The organism is Dellaglioa sp. CoH-56-MRSF-10, assembly GCF_056782175.1.
This window is the reverse complement of record NZ_JBXAYF010000005.1, coordinates 1-15,820: the sequence shown is the minus strand read 5'-3', so window position 1 is coordinate 15,820 and position 15,820 is coordinate 1. Positions and strand designations below refer to the sequence as shown.

18 protein-coding genes and 1 riboswitch are annotated in these 15,820 nt (G+C 36.0%); of the genes, 14 read left to right on the top strand and 4 right to left on the bottom strand.

Annotated features, from left to right (window positions below):
- The first annotated feature begins 15 nt into the window (after positions 1-15).
- The 3 genes from AC1RP4_RS05985 (at position 16) to AC1RP4_RS05975 (ending at position 2,243) form a co-directional block, all read left to right on the top strand.
- Positions 16-819 carry a PTS mannose/fructose/sorbose transporter subunit IIC gene (locus tag AC1RP4_RS05985; protein ID WP_481761739.1) on the top strand — a complete coding sequence of 268 codons (804 nt, stop codon included), beginning with the start codon at positions 16-18 and terminating at the stop codon, positions 817-819.
- 23 nt (positions 820-842) lie between these two features.
- Positions 843-1,751 (top strand): PTS system mannose/fructose/sorbose family transporter subunit IID, encoded by a 909-nt coding sequence (locus AC1RP4_RS05980; protein ID WP_481761738.1) that lies wholly within the window; start codon positions 843-845, stop codon positions 1,749-1,751.
- A gap of 105 nt (positions 1,752-1,856) precedes the next feature.
- On the top strand, positions 1,857-2,243 hold the full coding sequence (locus tag AC1RP4_RS05975; protein WP_409021995.1) for a DUF956 family protein: 387 nt from the start codon (positions 1,857-1,859) through the stop codon (positions 2,241-2,243).
- A 31-nt stretch (positions 2,244-2,274) separates the two neighbouring features.
- On the opposite strand, the gene AC1RP4_RS05970 is transcribed toward AC1RP4_RS05975, so the two are convergent.
- Positions 2,275-2,802 (bottom strand): hypothetical protein, encoded by a 528-nt coding sequence (locus AC1RP4_RS05970; protein ID WP_481761737.1) that lies wholly within the window; start codon positions 2,800-2,802, stop codon positions 2,275-2,277.
- A 216-nt stretch (positions 2,803-3,018) separates the two neighbouring features.
- Here AC1RP4_RS05970 and AC1RP4_RS05965 point away from each other — a divergent pair, with 216 nt between their 5' ends.
- The 3 genes from AC1RP4_RS05965 to AC1RP4_RS05955 all read left to right on the top strand — a co-directional run bounded on the left by AC1RP4_RS05965 (position 3,019) and on the right by AC1RP4_RS05955 (position 4,546).
- On the top strand, positions 3,019-3,711 hold the full coding sequence (locus AC1RP4_RS05965; protein ID WP_481761736.1) for a VIT1/CCC1 transporter family protein: 693 nt from the start codon (positions 3,019-3,021) through the stop codon (positions 3,709-3,711).
- 54 nt (positions 3,712-3,765) lie between these two features.
- Positions 3,766-4,179 (top strand): helix-turn-helix domain-containing protein, encoded by a 414-nt coding sequence (locus AC1RP4_RS05960; RefSeq protein WP_481761735.1) that lies wholly within the window; start codon positions 3,766-3,768, stop codon positions 4,177-4,179.
- A 166-nt stretch (positions 4,180-4,345) separates the two neighbouring features.
- Complete coding sequence (locus tag AC1RP4_RS05955) at positions 4,346-4,546, top strand: cold-shock protein (protein ID WP_112251328.1); 201 nt, start codon at positions 4,346-4,348, stop codon at positions 4,544-4,546.
- A gap of 90 nt (positions 4,547-4,636) precedes the next feature.
- Here AC1RP4_RS05955 and AC1RP4_RS05950 read toward each other — a convergent pair whose 3' ends face one another.
- Genes AC1RP4_RS05950 through AC1RP4_RS05940 form a run of 3 tightly spaced genes read right to left on the bottom strand, consistent with a single transcriptional unit; the run spans position 4,637 to position 6,954 of the window.
- Positions 4,637-5,716, bottom strand: a complete 1,080-nt coding sequence (locus AC1RP4_RS05950) for an LCP family glycopolymer transferase (RefSeq protein WP_481761734.1) — start codon at positions 5,714-5,716, stop codon at positions 4,637-4,639.
- A gap of 21 nt (positions 5,717-5,737) precedes the next feature.
- Positions 5,738-6,112, bottom strand: coding sequence for a DUF1634 domain-containing protein (locus AC1RP4_RS05945; RefSeq protein ID WP_481761733.1), 375 nt, complete (start codon positions 6,110-6,112; stop codon positions 5,738-5,740).
- Positions 6,112-6,954, bottom strand: coding sequence for a sulfite exporter TauE/SafE family protein (locus AC1RP4_RS05940; RefSeq protein WP_481761732.1), 843 nt, complete (start codon positions 6,952-6,954; stop codon positions 6,112-6,114). The genes AC1RP4_RS05945 and AC1RP4_RS05940 overlap by 1 nt, the downstream gene beginning before the upstream one ends.
- Positions 6,955-7,138: 184 nt before the next feature.
- On the opposite strand from AC1RP4_RS05940, the gene AC1RP4_RS05935 reads away from it, so the two are divergent.
- The 8 genes from AC1RP4_RS05935 (at position 7,139) to serS (ending at position 15,541) form a co-directional block, all read left to right on the top strand.
- Positions 7,139-7,771 carry a phosphatase PAP2 family protein gene (locus tag AC1RP4_RS05935; protein ID WP_481761731.1) on the top strand — a complete coding sequence of 211 codons (633 nt, stop codon included), beginning with the start codon at positions 7,139-7,141 and terminating at the stop codon, positions 7,769-7,771.
- A 3-nt stretch (positions 7,772-7,774) separates the two neighbouring features.
- Positions 7,775-8,296 (top strand): GNAT family N-acetyltransferase, encoded by a 522-nt coding sequence (locus AC1RP4_RS05930; protein ID WP_481761730.1) that lies wholly within the window; start codon positions 7,775-7,777, stop codon positions 8,294-8,296.
- Between the two features lie 86 nt (positions 8,297-8,382).
- Positions 8,383-8,916, top strand: a complete 534-nt coding sequence (locus AC1RP4_RS05925) for an Rrf2 family transcriptional regulator (RefSeq protein WP_481761729.1) — start codon at positions 8,383-8,385, stop codon at positions 8,914-8,916.
- A gap of 135 nt (positions 8,917-9,051) precedes the next feature.
- On the top strand, positions 9,052-10,731 hold the full coding sequence (alsS, locus tag AC1RP4_RS05920; protein ID WP_481761728.1) for an acetolactate synthase AlsS: 1,680 nt from the start codon (positions 9,052-9,054) through the stop codon (positions 10,729-10,731).
- Positions 10,732-10,757: 26 nt separating this feature from the next.
- On the top strand, positions 10,758-11,471 hold the full coding sequence (gene budA, locus AC1RP4_RS05915) for an acetolactate decarboxylase (protein ID WP_481761727.1): 714 nt from the start codon (positions 10,758-10,760) through the stop codon (positions 11,469-11,471).
- 44 nt (positions 11,472-11,515) lie between these two features.
- Positions 11,516-11,700: riboswitch (Lysine riboswitch) on the top strand.
- 124 nt (positions 11,701-11,824) lie between these two features.
- Positions 11,825-13,255 (top strand): amino acid permease, encoded by a 1,431-nt coding sequence (locus tag AC1RP4_RS05910; RefSeq protein WP_481761726.1) that lies wholly within the window; start codon positions 11,825-11,827, stop codon positions 13,253-13,255.
- A gap of 8 nt (positions 13,256-13,263) precedes the next feature.
- Positions 13,264-13,995, top strand: coding sequence for a M15 family metallopeptidase (locus AC1RP4_RS05905; protein ID WP_481761725.1), 732 nt, complete (start codon positions 13,264-13,266; stop codon positions 13,993-13,995).
- Between the two features lie 277 nt (positions 13,996-14,272).
- Positions 14,273-15,541, top strand: coding sequence for a serine--tRNA ligase (gene serS / locus AC1RP4_RS05900; RefSeq protein ID WP_481761724.1), 1,269 nt, complete (start codon positions 14,273-14,275; stop codon positions 15,539-15,541).
- The last annotated feature ends 279 nt before the right edge of the window (positions 15,542-15,820 follow it).

Below are 15,820 nucleotides of genomic sequence, written 5' to 3'. Positions count from 1 at the left end.
TTTAGGAGGCTTATTATGTCAGCTATATCAATGATTTTAGTAGTAATTATTGCCTTTCTAGCTGGTATGGGTGGAATTTTAGATGAATTCCAATTCCATCAACCACTAGTGGCATGTACATTAATCGGGTTAGTAACCGGTAATTTAACCGCCGGAATTGTTTTAGGTGGTACACTTCAAATGATCGCACTTGGTTGGGCTAATGTCGGGGCAGCTATTGCACCCGATGCTGCACTTGCTTCAGTTGCATCAGCAATTATTTTAGTATTAGGTGGACAAGGGATTAAAGGTGTTGGATCAGCTATCGCTATCGCCGTTCCCCTTGCCGTTGCCGGATTATTCTTAACAATGGTTGTTCGTACACTTGCTGTTCCTATTGTTCATGCAATGGATGCAGCAGCAGAACAAGGTAATATCCGTAAGCTAGAAATATGGCATGTTCTTGCTATTGGTATGCAAGGTATCCGTATTGCTATTCCAGCCGGAGCATTGCTCTTTATTCCAGCTGAAACAGTTAAAGGTTTCCTTGAATCAATGCCCGCATGGTTAACAGATGGTATGGCTATTGGTGGTGGTATGGTTGTTGCCGTTGGTTATGCACTTGTTATTAACATGATGGCTACAAAAGAAGTATGGCCATTCTTTATTCTTGGTTTCGTAGTCGCAGCTATTACTCAATTAACATTGATCGCTATTGGTGCTATCGGTGTTGCTCTTGCTCTTATTTACTTGAACCTTTCAAAAATGGGTGGTTCATCAAATGGTGGCGGTGGCAATAATACCGGTGATCCACTTGGCGAAATTCTAAACGATTATTAAACTGGAAGAAGGAGGAATATATTATGGCAGATAAAATTGAATTAACTAAAAAAGATCGATTGGCTGTAGCATGGCGTTCAACGTTTATTCAAGGTTCATGGAACTACGAACGTATGCAAAATGGTGGTTGGACATTCTCAATGATTCCAGCAATTAAAAAATTATACAAAACTAAAGAAGAACGTACGTCAGCAATGAAACGACACATGGAATTCTTTAACACTCATCCTTATCTTGCTTCACCAATCCTTGGTGTTACATTAGCACTTGAAGAAGAACGTGCTAATGGTGCCCCTATTGATGATGTTGCAATTCAAGGTGTTAAAGTTGGTATGATGGGTCCTTTGGCTGGTGTCGGTGATCCCGTATTCTGGTTTACTGTTCGTCCAATGTTAGGTGCTTTAGGTGCTTCATTGGCTATGGGTGGTAACATTATGGGACCAATCATTTTCTTCGTAGCTTGGAATATCATCCGTATGGGATTCATGTGGTATACACAAGAATTCGGTTATAGAGCTGGTTCTAAGATTTCTGAAGATATGTCAGGTGGCTTATTACAAGATGTTACTAAAGGTGCTTCGGTACTGGGAATGTTCGTTTTAGCCGCATTAGTAGAACGTTGGGTTTCAATCAAATTTACGCCAGTTATTTCAACAGTTAAGTTGGATAAAGGTGCTTATATTGATTTTGATAAACTCCAAGGTGGAAAAGGCATGCAAACAGCTATGCAACAAGCTAGCGACGGTTTAGCTCTTTCACCAAATAAAGTAACAACATTACAAAATAACTTGGATCAATTAATTCCAGGTTTAGCAGCATTATTATTAACATTCTTCTGTATGTGGTTACTTAAGAAAAAAGTTTCACCAATTCTTATCATTCTAGGTTTATTCATAGTTGGTATCGGTGGACACGTACTTGGAATTTTATAAAATTTCAAAAAAACTCAGGAATTTTCCTGGGTTTTTTTATATGGTTCAATGCAATTAATTAAGGTATAATAAGATAACGTCAAAAAACATTGGAGTCGAAATACTATGGTCCAGTCAATTAATACAAAGGTAGACTTAACAATCGATGCAACTGCTTTCACAGGTTTAACTGATTATGGTAAAATCATGATTGGCGATAAAGGGTTTGAATTTTATAATGACCGTGATGCACGCAAGTTTATCCAAATTCCATGGGATGAAGTTGATCAAGTTATCGCGTCTGTGATGTTTAAAGGACGATGGATTCCGAGATATGCAATTAAAACGAAGAAGAATGGGACATTTACTTTTGCGTCTAAAAAACCAAAAATGGTGTTACGTGCAATGCGTAACTATGTTGATCCAGCTCATATGGTTCAATCACTTGGAATGGGCGATGTTTTAAAACGATCAGTTAAATCAATTTTTAATAAAAAAAGTAAAAATAAGTAATCAAAAAAACATTCTCATTGAGAATGTTTTTTTAGTAGATTAAAATATTTAAACGAAATTCTTCAAAACCATTATCAATTTGAAGTTCGTCGTCTTCGAACGTTAATTTCTTATAAGGACCGCCTGTCAAATAAGTGGCAATTTTATAATGTGGTAGGCCTGCCATAATATTATGGACCTGTAATGTATCCTCTTTTGGTAGGTAGCCGAGTTTTCGCATCACAGCTTGATCATCTTCAAAATAAAGTGCAATACGACTATTTTCATTGAATGATACAACATCTTCCTTTAAAGATAATTTATCAAATGACAAATCGACGGGATATTTCCAAACTTCAAGTTCTTCGTAATCAATAAGAAGGAGTAACTGAATGTTAGATTCTAAATCCTCATCGCGCCACCCTTTATTAATATTTTCATTTTTAGTTATTGTTTGTAAGACAACCTTAAAGTTTTGATTATAAAGTGATAAGTCATCAATTTCGGCATCAAGGTACCAAGGATGATTATTTTTAATTTCAAAATAGGGACTAATTGGGTATTTTTTTGAGTCAGACATTTGATTCACCTCTTTCGAACAATTGCTTTAAGTATATCCTATAATGGGTTGAAATGCAGGTCCTTTCGATTTCTAGTAGTCAGTCTTTATCTATGGTAAGATTGTGTCCCATTTAAGATAAGGCAATCATGTTCCTTAACGAAATTAATAAACCCGACTGATAATCGTTCCCAATTAGCTTATACTTAAATGATTGGAAATGGAGTGAATCATTTGATGAATAGTCGTGCATTAAAAGTAGGAATGGCTTTATCAACGAAATTAAATATTTTAAGAGCAGGGGTATTAGGTGCTAATGATGGCATCATCTCAGTTGCAGGCGTTATTCTGGGGATGGCCGGTGCTAGTCAAGGTAAGTACTATCTTGTCTTAGCTGGACTTGCTGGTATGTTTGCGGGAGCGTTCTCAATGGCTGGTGGTGAATACGTCTCAGTTTCTGCACAAAGGGATACACAAAAATCGATTATCCATTCAGCTGCAAAAAAGTTAAAAGAAAATCGTGAATTTGAAATTGAACGATTAATTAATATCTACCAAGCAAAGGGATTCTCGCGGATGGTCGCAACGGATGTGGTCAATGAACTAATGTCTCAAAATGAACTAGAAAATTACTGTAAAGAAGTTAACAATATTGATGTCGGTGAGTACTTAAATCCGTGGCACGCAGCGATGTCCTCAATGACATCCTTTGTAGTTGGCTCGCTAGTTCCATTATTATTAATAGCGATACTCCCAACTGAGTTTATGATTCCACTGACGGTTATTGGCGTTGCTTTAGCTTTACTTTTAACAGGGGCAGTAAGCGGGATATTAGGGCGTAATAATATTAGACATGCCATGGTAAGAAATGTTTTTGTTGGATTAGTAACAATGGCTGTAACTTATTATATTGGCGGTTTATTTGGTTAAAAACCTACCCTTTTTTTAAAAAAGAGGTATGCTTATCTAAAGGAGGTGTTGTTGATGTTTCCGGAAAGATTAAAAGCATTGCGCAGAGGTAGTGGATTAACGCTAACTCAATTAGCTGTTGGATTAAATCAGTCTCAAAAATCGAATCATAACTTGAATTCTGGCCCGCAGATTGGTAGTTGGGAGCGTGGTATTAATACACCCTCATATCTTGAAGTCAGAAAGTTGGCCGAATTCTTTCATGTTTCAATTGATTTTTTAGTTGGTCAAACTAACGATGAATTGATTGATCTTGAAGATTTATTCGCACGGACGGCAACACTTTTATACCGCGATAAAATTTTATCAGGTAGTGATCGTTATGAAGTTATTCAAATGATTCAAGGATATTTAATGGGTAAATACCAGCCATATAATCTGGAAGAAAATGATGATTTAGCGTTACCACTTGAAGATGAAAACAACTAAATAAAAGCGCTATTTTAGAATTTGTTTTTACAATTAGACGTGATATAATTTAGGTGGCTTTTCAAATCAAATGAAGTTGATGAGTGTCTTCGGAAACGATATCAACTGGGACGATTTGAGAGTCATAAATAAAACGTGTCACATAGACACAAGGAGGATTTTATTCATGGAACAAGGTACAGTAAAATGGTTTAACGCAGATAAAGGTTTTGGTTTCATTACTCGCGAAGATGGTAGTGATGTATTCGTACATTTCTCAGCTATTCAAGGTGACGGTTTTAAAACATTAGACGAAGGTCAAAAAGTAACTTTTGACGTTGAAGATAGTGACCGTGGACCACAAGCAGTAAACGTAAACAAAGACTAATTTAAAATCTAAACAACTTGCCATTTAGGTGAGTTGTTTTTTTATGCAAAAAAGTAGGCCGTCAATCCCCGATTGACGGCCTACTTTTAACTATTCACGAGTTGTATTAATTTTTGTATCGGCTGTTAAAGTATTTCCAGTTTTAGCTGGAACCAAGCCAAGTGTGGAACGTAATTTATCAGTGATACGTTGTTTTTCAGTTTCGCTGGCAATTTCAAAAGCTTCTCCATTGACCATTGTTCCTGTACCTTGTAGATAATCTGAATGTGAATGATGTGTTGCCTTACGATAATTGGTACCTAAGACGGTAAGATCATTGAATGTTAAATCAGTTTTCATTTGAGATGACATTGTATTTAAAAATTTATCGTCTAATAAATTTTGAAGTTGTGTACTTTTTAAAGCCACTGCCATAATAATCTGACGTTGGCGTTTTTGTCGACCGTAATCGCCAAGAGGATCATCATATCTCATGCGGGCATACGAAAGGGCTTGTTTACCGTTGACATGAGTTTTAACGCCTTTTTTGAAGCTGGCACCATTATAAGAAAAAGATAGTGGTGGATTAACGTCAACACCGTCAACAGCATCAACTAGTGATTCTAAACCGCCCATGTTGATTGTTGCGTAGAAATCAATGGGTACATTGAAATATTTTTCAACAGTTTTAACGGCAGTTGCAGCACCACCATAAGCATAGGCAGCGTTTATCTTACTTGGAAAATCTGATTCATGGTCTGAAACCGCAACTTCAGTATCACGCGGTAAACTGATTAAGGTCATTGATTCTGTTTTAGGGTTAAGTGTGGCAACGATTAAAGTATCCGTTCGGCCACCAGTTTTAGCACGACCCAAGGCACCATCATCAGAACCTAAAAGTAAAATCGAAATAGGATGGTCCTTTTCCAAAACCGCTGCGACATTTCTAGTTTTAGCAATTTTAGTAGAAGTATAGATTTTATCAGCTGCATTTTTAGCGTTTGAGTATTTATGGTAGGCATAAACGCCACCGCAGATAGCAGCGATTATTATAATGATTAACCAAATTAAGCGACGACGTTTCTTGTTTTGCTTTTTATTTTTTCTTTCGCGTTTTGGTAAAGGCAGGTGATTAGTTGTTTCTTGGTGTAGTAGTTGTTCTTTATGATAGTTTTCTCGACGACTTGACATTGAAATGTTCCCCTTTATTAATTAATGTTCGCCAATAAAAAAGCCAGCAATTAAAATGACTAAAACGATGACGGTAATTTTAACGTACAGATAATCTTTTTCTTTGTAGAAAGCATAAATTGAAATAACGACACGAAGAATTGGTGTTAGTATTAAGCAAAATAGCCCAAGCATCATAATTGCGTAAGGTTTAAGTGCGACAATTCCAGAAATGATAGCAGAAAATGAAGTTGGAAATGTATTACCTTGATAGCCTGTTGAACCTGTAACTAAGGATAGGATAAGACCAATAATCATAATTATCGCAGAAATGAAAACGCCAATTCTTAGTATTTGACCAATCATTAATTCAATTTTTGCCATTTCGGCTGATGTGTTATTTTTTTCATTCATCATTAGATAGATACCCCGAATCCTTTTAGAATCATCTGAATGCTGACATACAATAGTACAGGTACAAAAATGAGGCGAATTATTTTTGCGGGTAGGTATTGCATTGCACGCGAACCAATTGATGAACCAACTAAAATTCCTAGCGCTAATGGAACCGCAATATCAGGTCTAATTGAACCATTGAAAAAGTAGACGGTCGCACTTGCGGCAGCGGTGACACCCATCATTAAGTTACTTGTTGAACTTGATGGTTTCAACGGCATTTTCATTGCAGTATCCATTGCCATAACTTTGAAAATACCAGATCCGATTCCTAGTAGTCCACTAGCAACTCCAGCACCAAGCATAATCGCCATCCCACCTGGAACATTTTCGACTTGATAATCAACTTGTTTTTTTAGTTGTTTATCATAGTACGAACTATTCAGTTTAAATTTGGTAGATAAATAATCAGGTTCAGCTGATTTTAAAACTTCTTCACCTACAAAAATTTTTTTAAGCATGTTGTAGACAGAAAGTAGCAAAAAAGCACCGAATAAAATGAAGAGAAAGGATGTATTAAAGACTCCTGTTAAGAGTGCTCCACAAATCGCACCAATTGTCGTTGCGATTTCTAAAAACATGGCGACCCTCAAATTTAAAACGTCATCTTTTAGAAATGCAATTGTAGCACCAGAACTCGTTGCGATAACGGCAATGATACTAGCACCAATAGCGTATTTAATATCTAATCCCATCATTAAAGTTAAGACCGGGGTGACAATGATGCCGCCACCTAATCCTAAGATAGATCCTAGAGCACCTGCCACAAGACCAGCGGCAAGCATAAGTAGTAGCGTATTCATTATTTATTTTCAACTCTTTTCTAAATTTATAAAGATATCCTATTTTACCATAAACTTACATAAAATTGAGCATTTGCTTGATTTCTGTATGAATTCTTAAAGATTTTGGTAACTAACTTTAAACAAATTAAAAAATATGATAAATTATGTGGATAAAATAGACTGTAATTAAGAGGTTAGAGTAATGATTAATAAGAATAAACTTTATGGAGTAGTCATAATAGGCAGTGGACTATTCGCAATATTGACGTTATTAATAGTAACAAAAAATAATTTTATTCATGGTATAGATAATAATATCATTGCAGTTGTTAGGTTTCATCCTACAGCGCAACTAGACCAAGTGATGCAGATAATCAGTTGGCTAAGTAGTCCGATGATGATAGGGTTGTATTCAGTCATTTTGATGATTATTTTATATAAATTACGACGAGGTGTACTCGCTATTTGGACAGGGATGACCATAATGACTGGAGCACTGTTAATTAAGCTCATTAAAAGTAGCGTCCAGAGACCTCGACCAGTGGGGCATGGATCAATTACTGGATTCAGTTTCCCCAGTGGACATACGTTCGGGGTGGCATTATTTTGTCTAACGATAATGAGTATTATGCTGGTAGAATTTAAGTATAGTAAACAATTTTTGATTAACTGCTTATTAGCGATATGGATCATGATGATTATGATTTCAAGAGTATATCTACAAGCTCACTTTCCGACGGATACGGTAGGCGCTGTTCTTTTAACAGTCACTTGGATAGCCATTGCACGCGTTATATATCTAAAAATTCTGAATAAATTTAAAATTGAGGGCTAAAAAATGAATCAATATGAAACGAAACGGCTTGTGGTACGTCCGTTATGCTCATCAGACATAAATGACATATATGAATATGCTTGTGATGAAACGGTTGGTCAAATGGCTGGCTTTTTACCCGTGAATTCATTGGCTGAAGCTAGTTTGTTCGTTGCGACGCTACAAAAACAAAGTATATTTGCGATTGAGTGTAAAGGAAATCAAAAAGTAGTCGGTAATATCGGTTTATATGAAGTAGTTGATGAGAATCAAGAACCTAGTTTGGTAGTTAAAGAGGTTGGCTATGCACTAAATCCTATTTTTAAGAATCAAGGGATAATGACTGAAGCAGTTCAAGGACTTTTAACAATGGCTCAGGCGTTAGATTTAGAACGTGTAATTGGCGTGACAACTATTGAAAATAAAGCATCTATCAAAGTGTTAAAAAAATCCAATTTTAAATTTGTTGAAAAAAGAGCGGTTTCATCCCTTTTTCAACCTGCTGCTCTAATTAATGAAATTGTTTATGCGGTTGATTTAAAATAATCAATACCAATTGTCAACGACATATGTTATCCTTTATTCGTATATATAGAACTATTTGAAAATTAATCAACCGGGGGTAGCTGACTATGCAATTAACAAAAGGATTTGAACAAGCAGCGTGTATTATTTCTTTATTGGCAACGCAGGATAAGGGTGTGCCAATTTCATCGCAAGTAATCAACGCTCGTCTTGGTGGTTCACAAACTTATCTTCGTAAAATTATGCGTAAGTTAGTCGTTGCGGGACTTGTGAAATCTGTTTCAGGTAATAATGGCGGTTTTACGTTAGCAAGGGATGCTAAGGATATCAATTTATTAGAAATTGTGGAGGCTTCGGAAGGAAAGATTGAAACCTATCCAAACTTCGGTTTCTTTGATCGTGTATTTCGTGAATTTAAACAAGATACAGAAAAAGCAACCGTCGTCGTTAATAGTGTTTTTGCTGAAGCGGATAAACGTTGGGCTAATTATTTAGAGTCACAAACGGTTTATCAACTAATTGCAGCAACGTTTGACGAAACTGAAATTCCTTTAATTAATTGGAATGAAGAAGATATCAGTGGTCAACGTAAATTAATCATTCAAAAAATTGTCGAAAATGTAACCGGAAATCATAAATAACGAAACCATTATTAACCATAACTGGGTTAATAATGGTTTTTTATTTAGGCTTACATTTGGTAAGTTTAAACCATAGTCATTTATTTGTGAAAATGCTATCATGGATACTACTAAAACAAATTCGGAGGAAATCTAATGACAGATAATAAATATTACGGCGCAGATGCCATTGTTGATAGTTTAATAAATCATGATGTGAAATATGTATTTGGTATTCCTGGTGCAAAAATTGATCGTGTTTTTGAAAAATTGGAACATCCGACGAATTCTAAATCGCCAGAATTAATTATTACGCGCCATGAACAAAATGCAGCATTTATGGCTGCTGGGATTGGTCGTATTACAGGTAAACCGGGGGTTGTTTTAACGACTTCCGGACCTGGTGCAAGTAATTTGGCAACAGGCGTTGTGACGGCTACGGCAGAAGGTGATCCTGTTCTTGCTATTTCTGGTCAAGTGAAACGTTCAGATTTAACGAGACTAACGCATCAAAGTATGAATAACACGGCATTATTTGAACCAATCACTAAATATAGTGCAGAGGTTCAAGAACCTGAGAATATTTCAGAAGTGATTGCTAATGCTTACCAAGAAGCTGAGGCTGCAAAGCAAGGGGCAAGTTTCGTTAGTATTCCCCAAGATGTAACAGATTCAGAAGTGAAAACAAAAGTTATCCAGCCTTTAATGGCACCTAAATTAGGTCCCGCTAGCCCGGTAGAAAGTACACTTTTAGCACAAGAAATTAAAGCAGCAAAATTACCTGTTTTACTTGTGGGAATGCGGGCATCTTCACCAGAAGTAACAAAAGCTATTCGTAATTTAGTTGAAGCAACGAATCTACCTGTTGTGGAAACATTTCAAGCCGCTGGTGTGATATCGCGTGAATTAGTCGGTGATTTCTTTGGTCGTGTGGGCTTATTCAGAAATCAACCAGGGGATCAATTACTTAAAAAGAGCGATTTAGTTATTACAATTGGCTATGATCCTATTGAATATGAACCACGTAACTGGAATGCAGAAGGAACAGCTAATATTGTTGTTGTTGACGATATGCGTTCAGAGATTGATCATAATTTCCAACCAAAGAAAGAGTTAGTGGGCGACATCGCGCAAACACTTGAATTTTTATTACCCTATATGAAAGGCTATCAAATGGCATCTGAATCTCGTGAGTATTTAGATGGCTTACAAGAAAAATTACAGGCTAGGGATGAAGCGCCAGTTGTGACAAGTGACACATTAACCAGTCATCCATTAAGCATTATCCAAGAATTACAAAAACGTGTTTCAGATGAAATGACGGTAGCAGTTGATGTCGGTAGTTTCTACATTTGGATCGCGCGACATTTTAGAAGTTATGAACCACGTCATTTATTATTTAGTAATGGGATGCAAACATTAGGAGTTGCGTTACCTTGGGCAATTTCAGCGGCCTTAGTTCGACCTAATACACAAATCGTCTCAATTTCTGGAGATGGTGGATTCTTGTTTTCAGCCCAAGATTTGGAAACAGCGGTTCGTTTGAATCTGAATATTGTTCATATTATTTGGAATGATGGACACTACGATATGGTTAAATTCCAAGAAGAAATGAAATATGGTCAATCTGCCGGTGTGAATTTTGGCGCAGTGGATTTTGTGAAATATGCGGAAAGTTTTGGTGCAAAAGGCTTACGCGTTGAAAAAGCACAAGATTTAGCTAAAACATTAGATGAAGCATTTGCAACTAATGGTCCTGTTATTGTTGATATACCAGTTGATTATAAAGATAATCAAGAATTAGGACAATCAATTTTAATGGATCAATTATATTAAAATAATTTTCAAGAGAGGTCAACGACATGCAAGATATAAAAAAGGTTTATCAACATGGTACCTTAGCAACATTAATTGAAGGCTTGTACGAAGGCACATTGAGTGTTGGAGAATTATTGAAACATGGTGATTACGGAATTGGAACTGTTGGTGATTTAGATGGCGAAATGATTGTGATTGACGGAAAGGCTTTCCAGATTACTGCAAAAGGTCAAATTAATCAAGTTAGCGATGACGTTCTTGTTCCATTTGCGACAGTCCATTTTAATCAAGCAGACGCATCTATTCAATTTGAAAATGTGGCAGGAAATGTTTTAGAAGAGCAATTACTTGAATTATATCCTTACCAAAATTTATTTTTTAGTGTTCTTATTAAAGGAACATTTAGTAAAATGAGTACACGATCTGTTGCTAAACAAAGTAAACCGTATCCAGAATTAACTGCGGTAACTGCCAAACAATCGGAATTTGAAGAAGAAGATATTGATGGAACAGCTATTGGCTATTTCACACCTGAGTTATTTCAAGGAATTGGTGCAGCGGGATTCCATATTCATTTTTTATCTGATGAAAATAAAATGGGTGGACATATTTTAGATTATCATTTAAAAAATGGGGTTGTGAGTTTACAGCCATTTAGTTCGATTGAACAACACTTTCCAATCGAAAATGAAGCTTTTTTAAAAAATGAAACAGATATTGAAAAGTTGCATGATGAAATTAATATAGCTGAAAATTAGGATACAGCTTGCAAAATATCAGTGAATTGATTATAGTAAGAATTATCGAAAGAAGAGGATGCAGTTTTCATAAGTATGTTTAATGAAGCAATTAAGTGCTGAAGAAGTTAAACTGAAAGGGTGAACTGCCGAAGTGGATGCTAACTTAGATTTAGTGACTGCTGGGGTCTGATTTAATAAGTCAGAAACTGTCGTGATTATATAGTAATCACGGGGCGCTTATAACGATTTGACTGAGTCTATTAATCTGAGTCTTTTTGTATAACGCGTAATAGTGTTGTACAAAAGGTCTCTTTTTCTTTTCTCAATTTTAAAAATCACGAGTGCTCCTCTATATATAGGGGGGATTTCATATGGCAGAACAAGAAGGTATGCACCGAGAGTTAAAAACAAGACACTTATCAATGATTGCCTTGGGTGGAAGTATTGGAACAGGCTTATTCGTTGCGAGTGGGTCAGCAATTTCGAAGGCAGGGCCAGGTGGTGCGTTACTAGCTTACATTGGCATTGGAATTATGGTTTACTTTTTAATGACTAGTTTAGGTGAAATGGCAACGTATTTACCAGTTTCAGGGTCGTTTGCGGTTTATTCAACGCGATTTGTTGATCCTGCGATGGGTTTTGCAATGGGTTGGAATTACTGGTTTAACTGGGCAATTACATTGGCTGTTGATATTAGTACAGCTGCCTTGGTTATGCAATTTTGGTTGCCAGATGTACCAGGATGGATTTTTAGTACAATCTCGTTAGTTATTATTTTTTCAATTAATGCGTTGTCAGTTAAATCATTTGGTGAAACAGAATATTGGTTATCAATTATTAAAGTGGTGACTGTCATTGTCTTCTTAATCGTTGGTGTATTGACTATATTTGGTATTCTAGGTGGCCATGCAACGGGACTTGAAAACTTTACAATGAAGAAAGCTCCATTTGTTGGTGGTGTTCCAATGATTCTAAGTGTATTCGTCGTCGCTGGTTTCTCTTTCCAAGGAACTGAATTAATCGGTATTACGGCGGGAGAATCAGAAACGCCTGAAAAGAGTATTCCAAAAGCAATTAAACAAGTGTTTTGGCGGATTCTACTATTCTATATTTTCGCTATTTTTATCATTGCAGCAATTATTCCGTATACAAGTCCAGATTTACTCGGCTCAAGCGCATCAGATATTTCAATTAGTCCATTTACATTGGTCTTTCAAAGAGCTGGGTTAGCCTCTGCAGCAAGTGTTATGAATGCAGTTATCTTAACATCTGTACTTTCAGCTGCAAATTCAGGAATGTATGCATCAACTCGAATGCTTCATTCACTTGCGGAACAGGGTTACGCTCCTAAAAAGTTTAAACAAACGAATAGTCGTGGTATTCCAATGGCAGCACTAGTGGGAACAACATTTATCGGATTACTCACATTTTTAGCAAGTGTTTTTGGAGCAAAAGTGTATGTCTTTTTACTGAGTGCTAGTGGGTTAACTGGATTCATCGCTTGGCTAGGAATTGCAATCTCACATTACAGATTTAGAAAAGCGTTCAAAGCGCAAGGACATGAAGTGTCAGAATTAAAGTACTCTGCAAAATGGTTCCCAGTGGGCCCTATTTTAGCGCTTGTTCTTTGTATTTTAGTTATTCTTGGACAAGATATTCAATCATTTAAAAATTTTGATTGGGAAGCAATCTCGGTTAGTTATATGAGCATTCCGTTATTTGTTATCTTGTACACATATTATAAAATACGCTATAAAACAAAATTAATTCCATTAAAAGATGTAGATTTATCAAAGAAATGAGGCACATTTTGACTAGAAGAAAATGGATGATGATGGTAGTAATGATGTGTGCACTATTAATAGGTGCATGCGGTAAGAAAGCGAATACGACACCTAGCCATAAAACGGTAAAAGTCACACAAAAAAGTGAGCTACCTAAAGGTGTAAAGGCAAATGATTGGAATTTAATATTAGTTAATTCAGAGCATAAACTCAAGCAAGAACTGGATTTTAAACAGAAAATAGATGGAAATGTTATTGTAAATTCAAAAATTGAGAGTGCTTTGAATGATTTTGTATCAGCAGCAAATAAGGCCGGGTATAAGGCGTCACTGGTATCTGGTTATCGATCAATTAGCTACCAAAAAGAGGTCTATGCAGACTCAATTAAAAGCTATGAAAATTCGGGAAAGTCAGTTGCTCAGGCTAAACAATTAACAAAAGAGTATGTGGCAGAACCAGGATCAAGCGAACATCACACCGGACTAGCAGTCGATATGATGTCATCAAATTGGTATGCCAAACATAATGATTTAGATAATAGTAGTGAAACAGATAAGGGTCAAAAATGGTTAATCAACCATGCGGTAAATTATGGATTTATATTGAGATTCCCGAAAGATAAAGAAAAATCGACTAAAATTGATTATGAAACATGGCATTTCCGCTATGTTGGTAAAAGTAACGCGAAATATATAGTTAAGCATCATCTTTCGTTAGAAGAGTATATCGATTTGCTTAATAAAGCGGGTAAGAATTAAACTTGCAATTTAATAAAACAACGCTTATTATTAAAGTAATAAATAAACACGGAAAACGTTATAAGTAGGCATTTAAGAGACGTAATGGTGGTGGAAATTACGAAGCTGAAAATCCGGCGTGAATAAGTGGGTGGGTAATGCCACACGGGAGACCGTTATCTATTTGAGTGTGACAAATGATTATTTGTCGAACTTGGGTGGTACCGCGAAAATGAGCCTTTCGTCCCAATTAGTGGATGAGTGGGCTTTTTTTATACAAAAAAAGGAGGAACAGAATATGTTAGATATTAAAATGATTCGTCAAAATGTCGATGAAGTTAAGGAACAATTGGGTAATCGTGGGGTAAAACCAGAGATTATTGATGAAATGGTTGAAAAGGATCGTAAACGTAGGGATATTATTGTTCAAACCGAAACTTTAAAAAAGAAAAGAAACGATGTATCGCAAGCTATTGCACAATTAAAACGAAATAAAGAAAATGCAGATGCTCAAATCGAAGAAATGAAAAAAGTCGGAGATGAAATTAAAGCATTTGATGAAGAATTAAAGGTTTTAGATGCAGACGTAACAGATATGGCATCGCGACTACCAAATATGCCAAATAAAACGATTCCAGTAGGTCCTGATGAAGATTCAAACATTGAATTAAGAAAAGTAGGTACACCAAGAACTTTTGATTTTGAGCCGAAAGCACATTGGGAAATCGGTGAAAATTTAGATATTTTAGATTTTGAACGTGGCGCTAAAGTGTCGGGCAGTCGATTCCTATACTATAAAGGATGGGGAGCTCGTTTAGAACGTGCTTTATACAATTTTATGCTTGATCAACATGCAATTGATGGTTATACAGAGATTATTCCTCCATATATTGTTAATGATGAGTCAATGTACGGAACTGGTCAATTTCCGAAGTTTAAGGAAGACGTTTTTCAAATCGCAAATGAAAATTTAACGTTAATTCCAACAGCAGAAGTACCATTAACTAATTACTACAGGGATGAAGTTATTCCGGAAGAAAAATTACCAGTATATTTCACAGCTCTCTCACCCTCATTCAGATCTGAAGCAGGAAGCGCTGGAAGAGATACACGTGGATTGATTAGATTGCATCAATTTAATAAAGTTGAAATGGTGAAATATACTAAACCAGAAGATTCATATGCAGAACTAGAAAAAATGACAAGTGATGCAGGCAGAATTATGGAAAAACTTGGGTTACCATATCATGTGATAACATTGTCAACGGGAGATATGGGATTCTCAGCAGCAATGACACATGATTTAGAGGTTTGGTTACCTGCACAAAATATGTATCGTGAAATTTCAAGTTGTTCTAATACTGAAGCATTTCAGGCTCGTAGGGCTCATATCCAATATAGGGATGATGATGGAAAATTACAGTTTGTACACACGTTGAATGGTTCAGGATTGGCAGTTGGTCGTACGCTAGCAGCAGTTCTTGAAAATTATCAGAATGAAGACGGGTCGGTAACTATTCCGGAAGTTCTTCAACCATACATGGGTGGATTAGACATTATTAAATAGCTTTTATCAAAAAAGCGACTTAAACTTATCAATTCGATGAGGTTAAGTCGCTTTTTTGATAAAGTAATAATTAATAAATCAAATTTATCTGTAATGAAGTATTGACAGGGTGTATACCAGATGGTATATTAATAAAGCTGATTGATACGGCAAGAAGAAATGAATATTTATTCAAAAAAATTCTTGACAAATCATGACGTGGTTGATATGATATAAAAGTTGTCAAAAGCAACCAAGTAGATCTTTGAAAACTGAACAAATTTTCGACAAATCAAATGT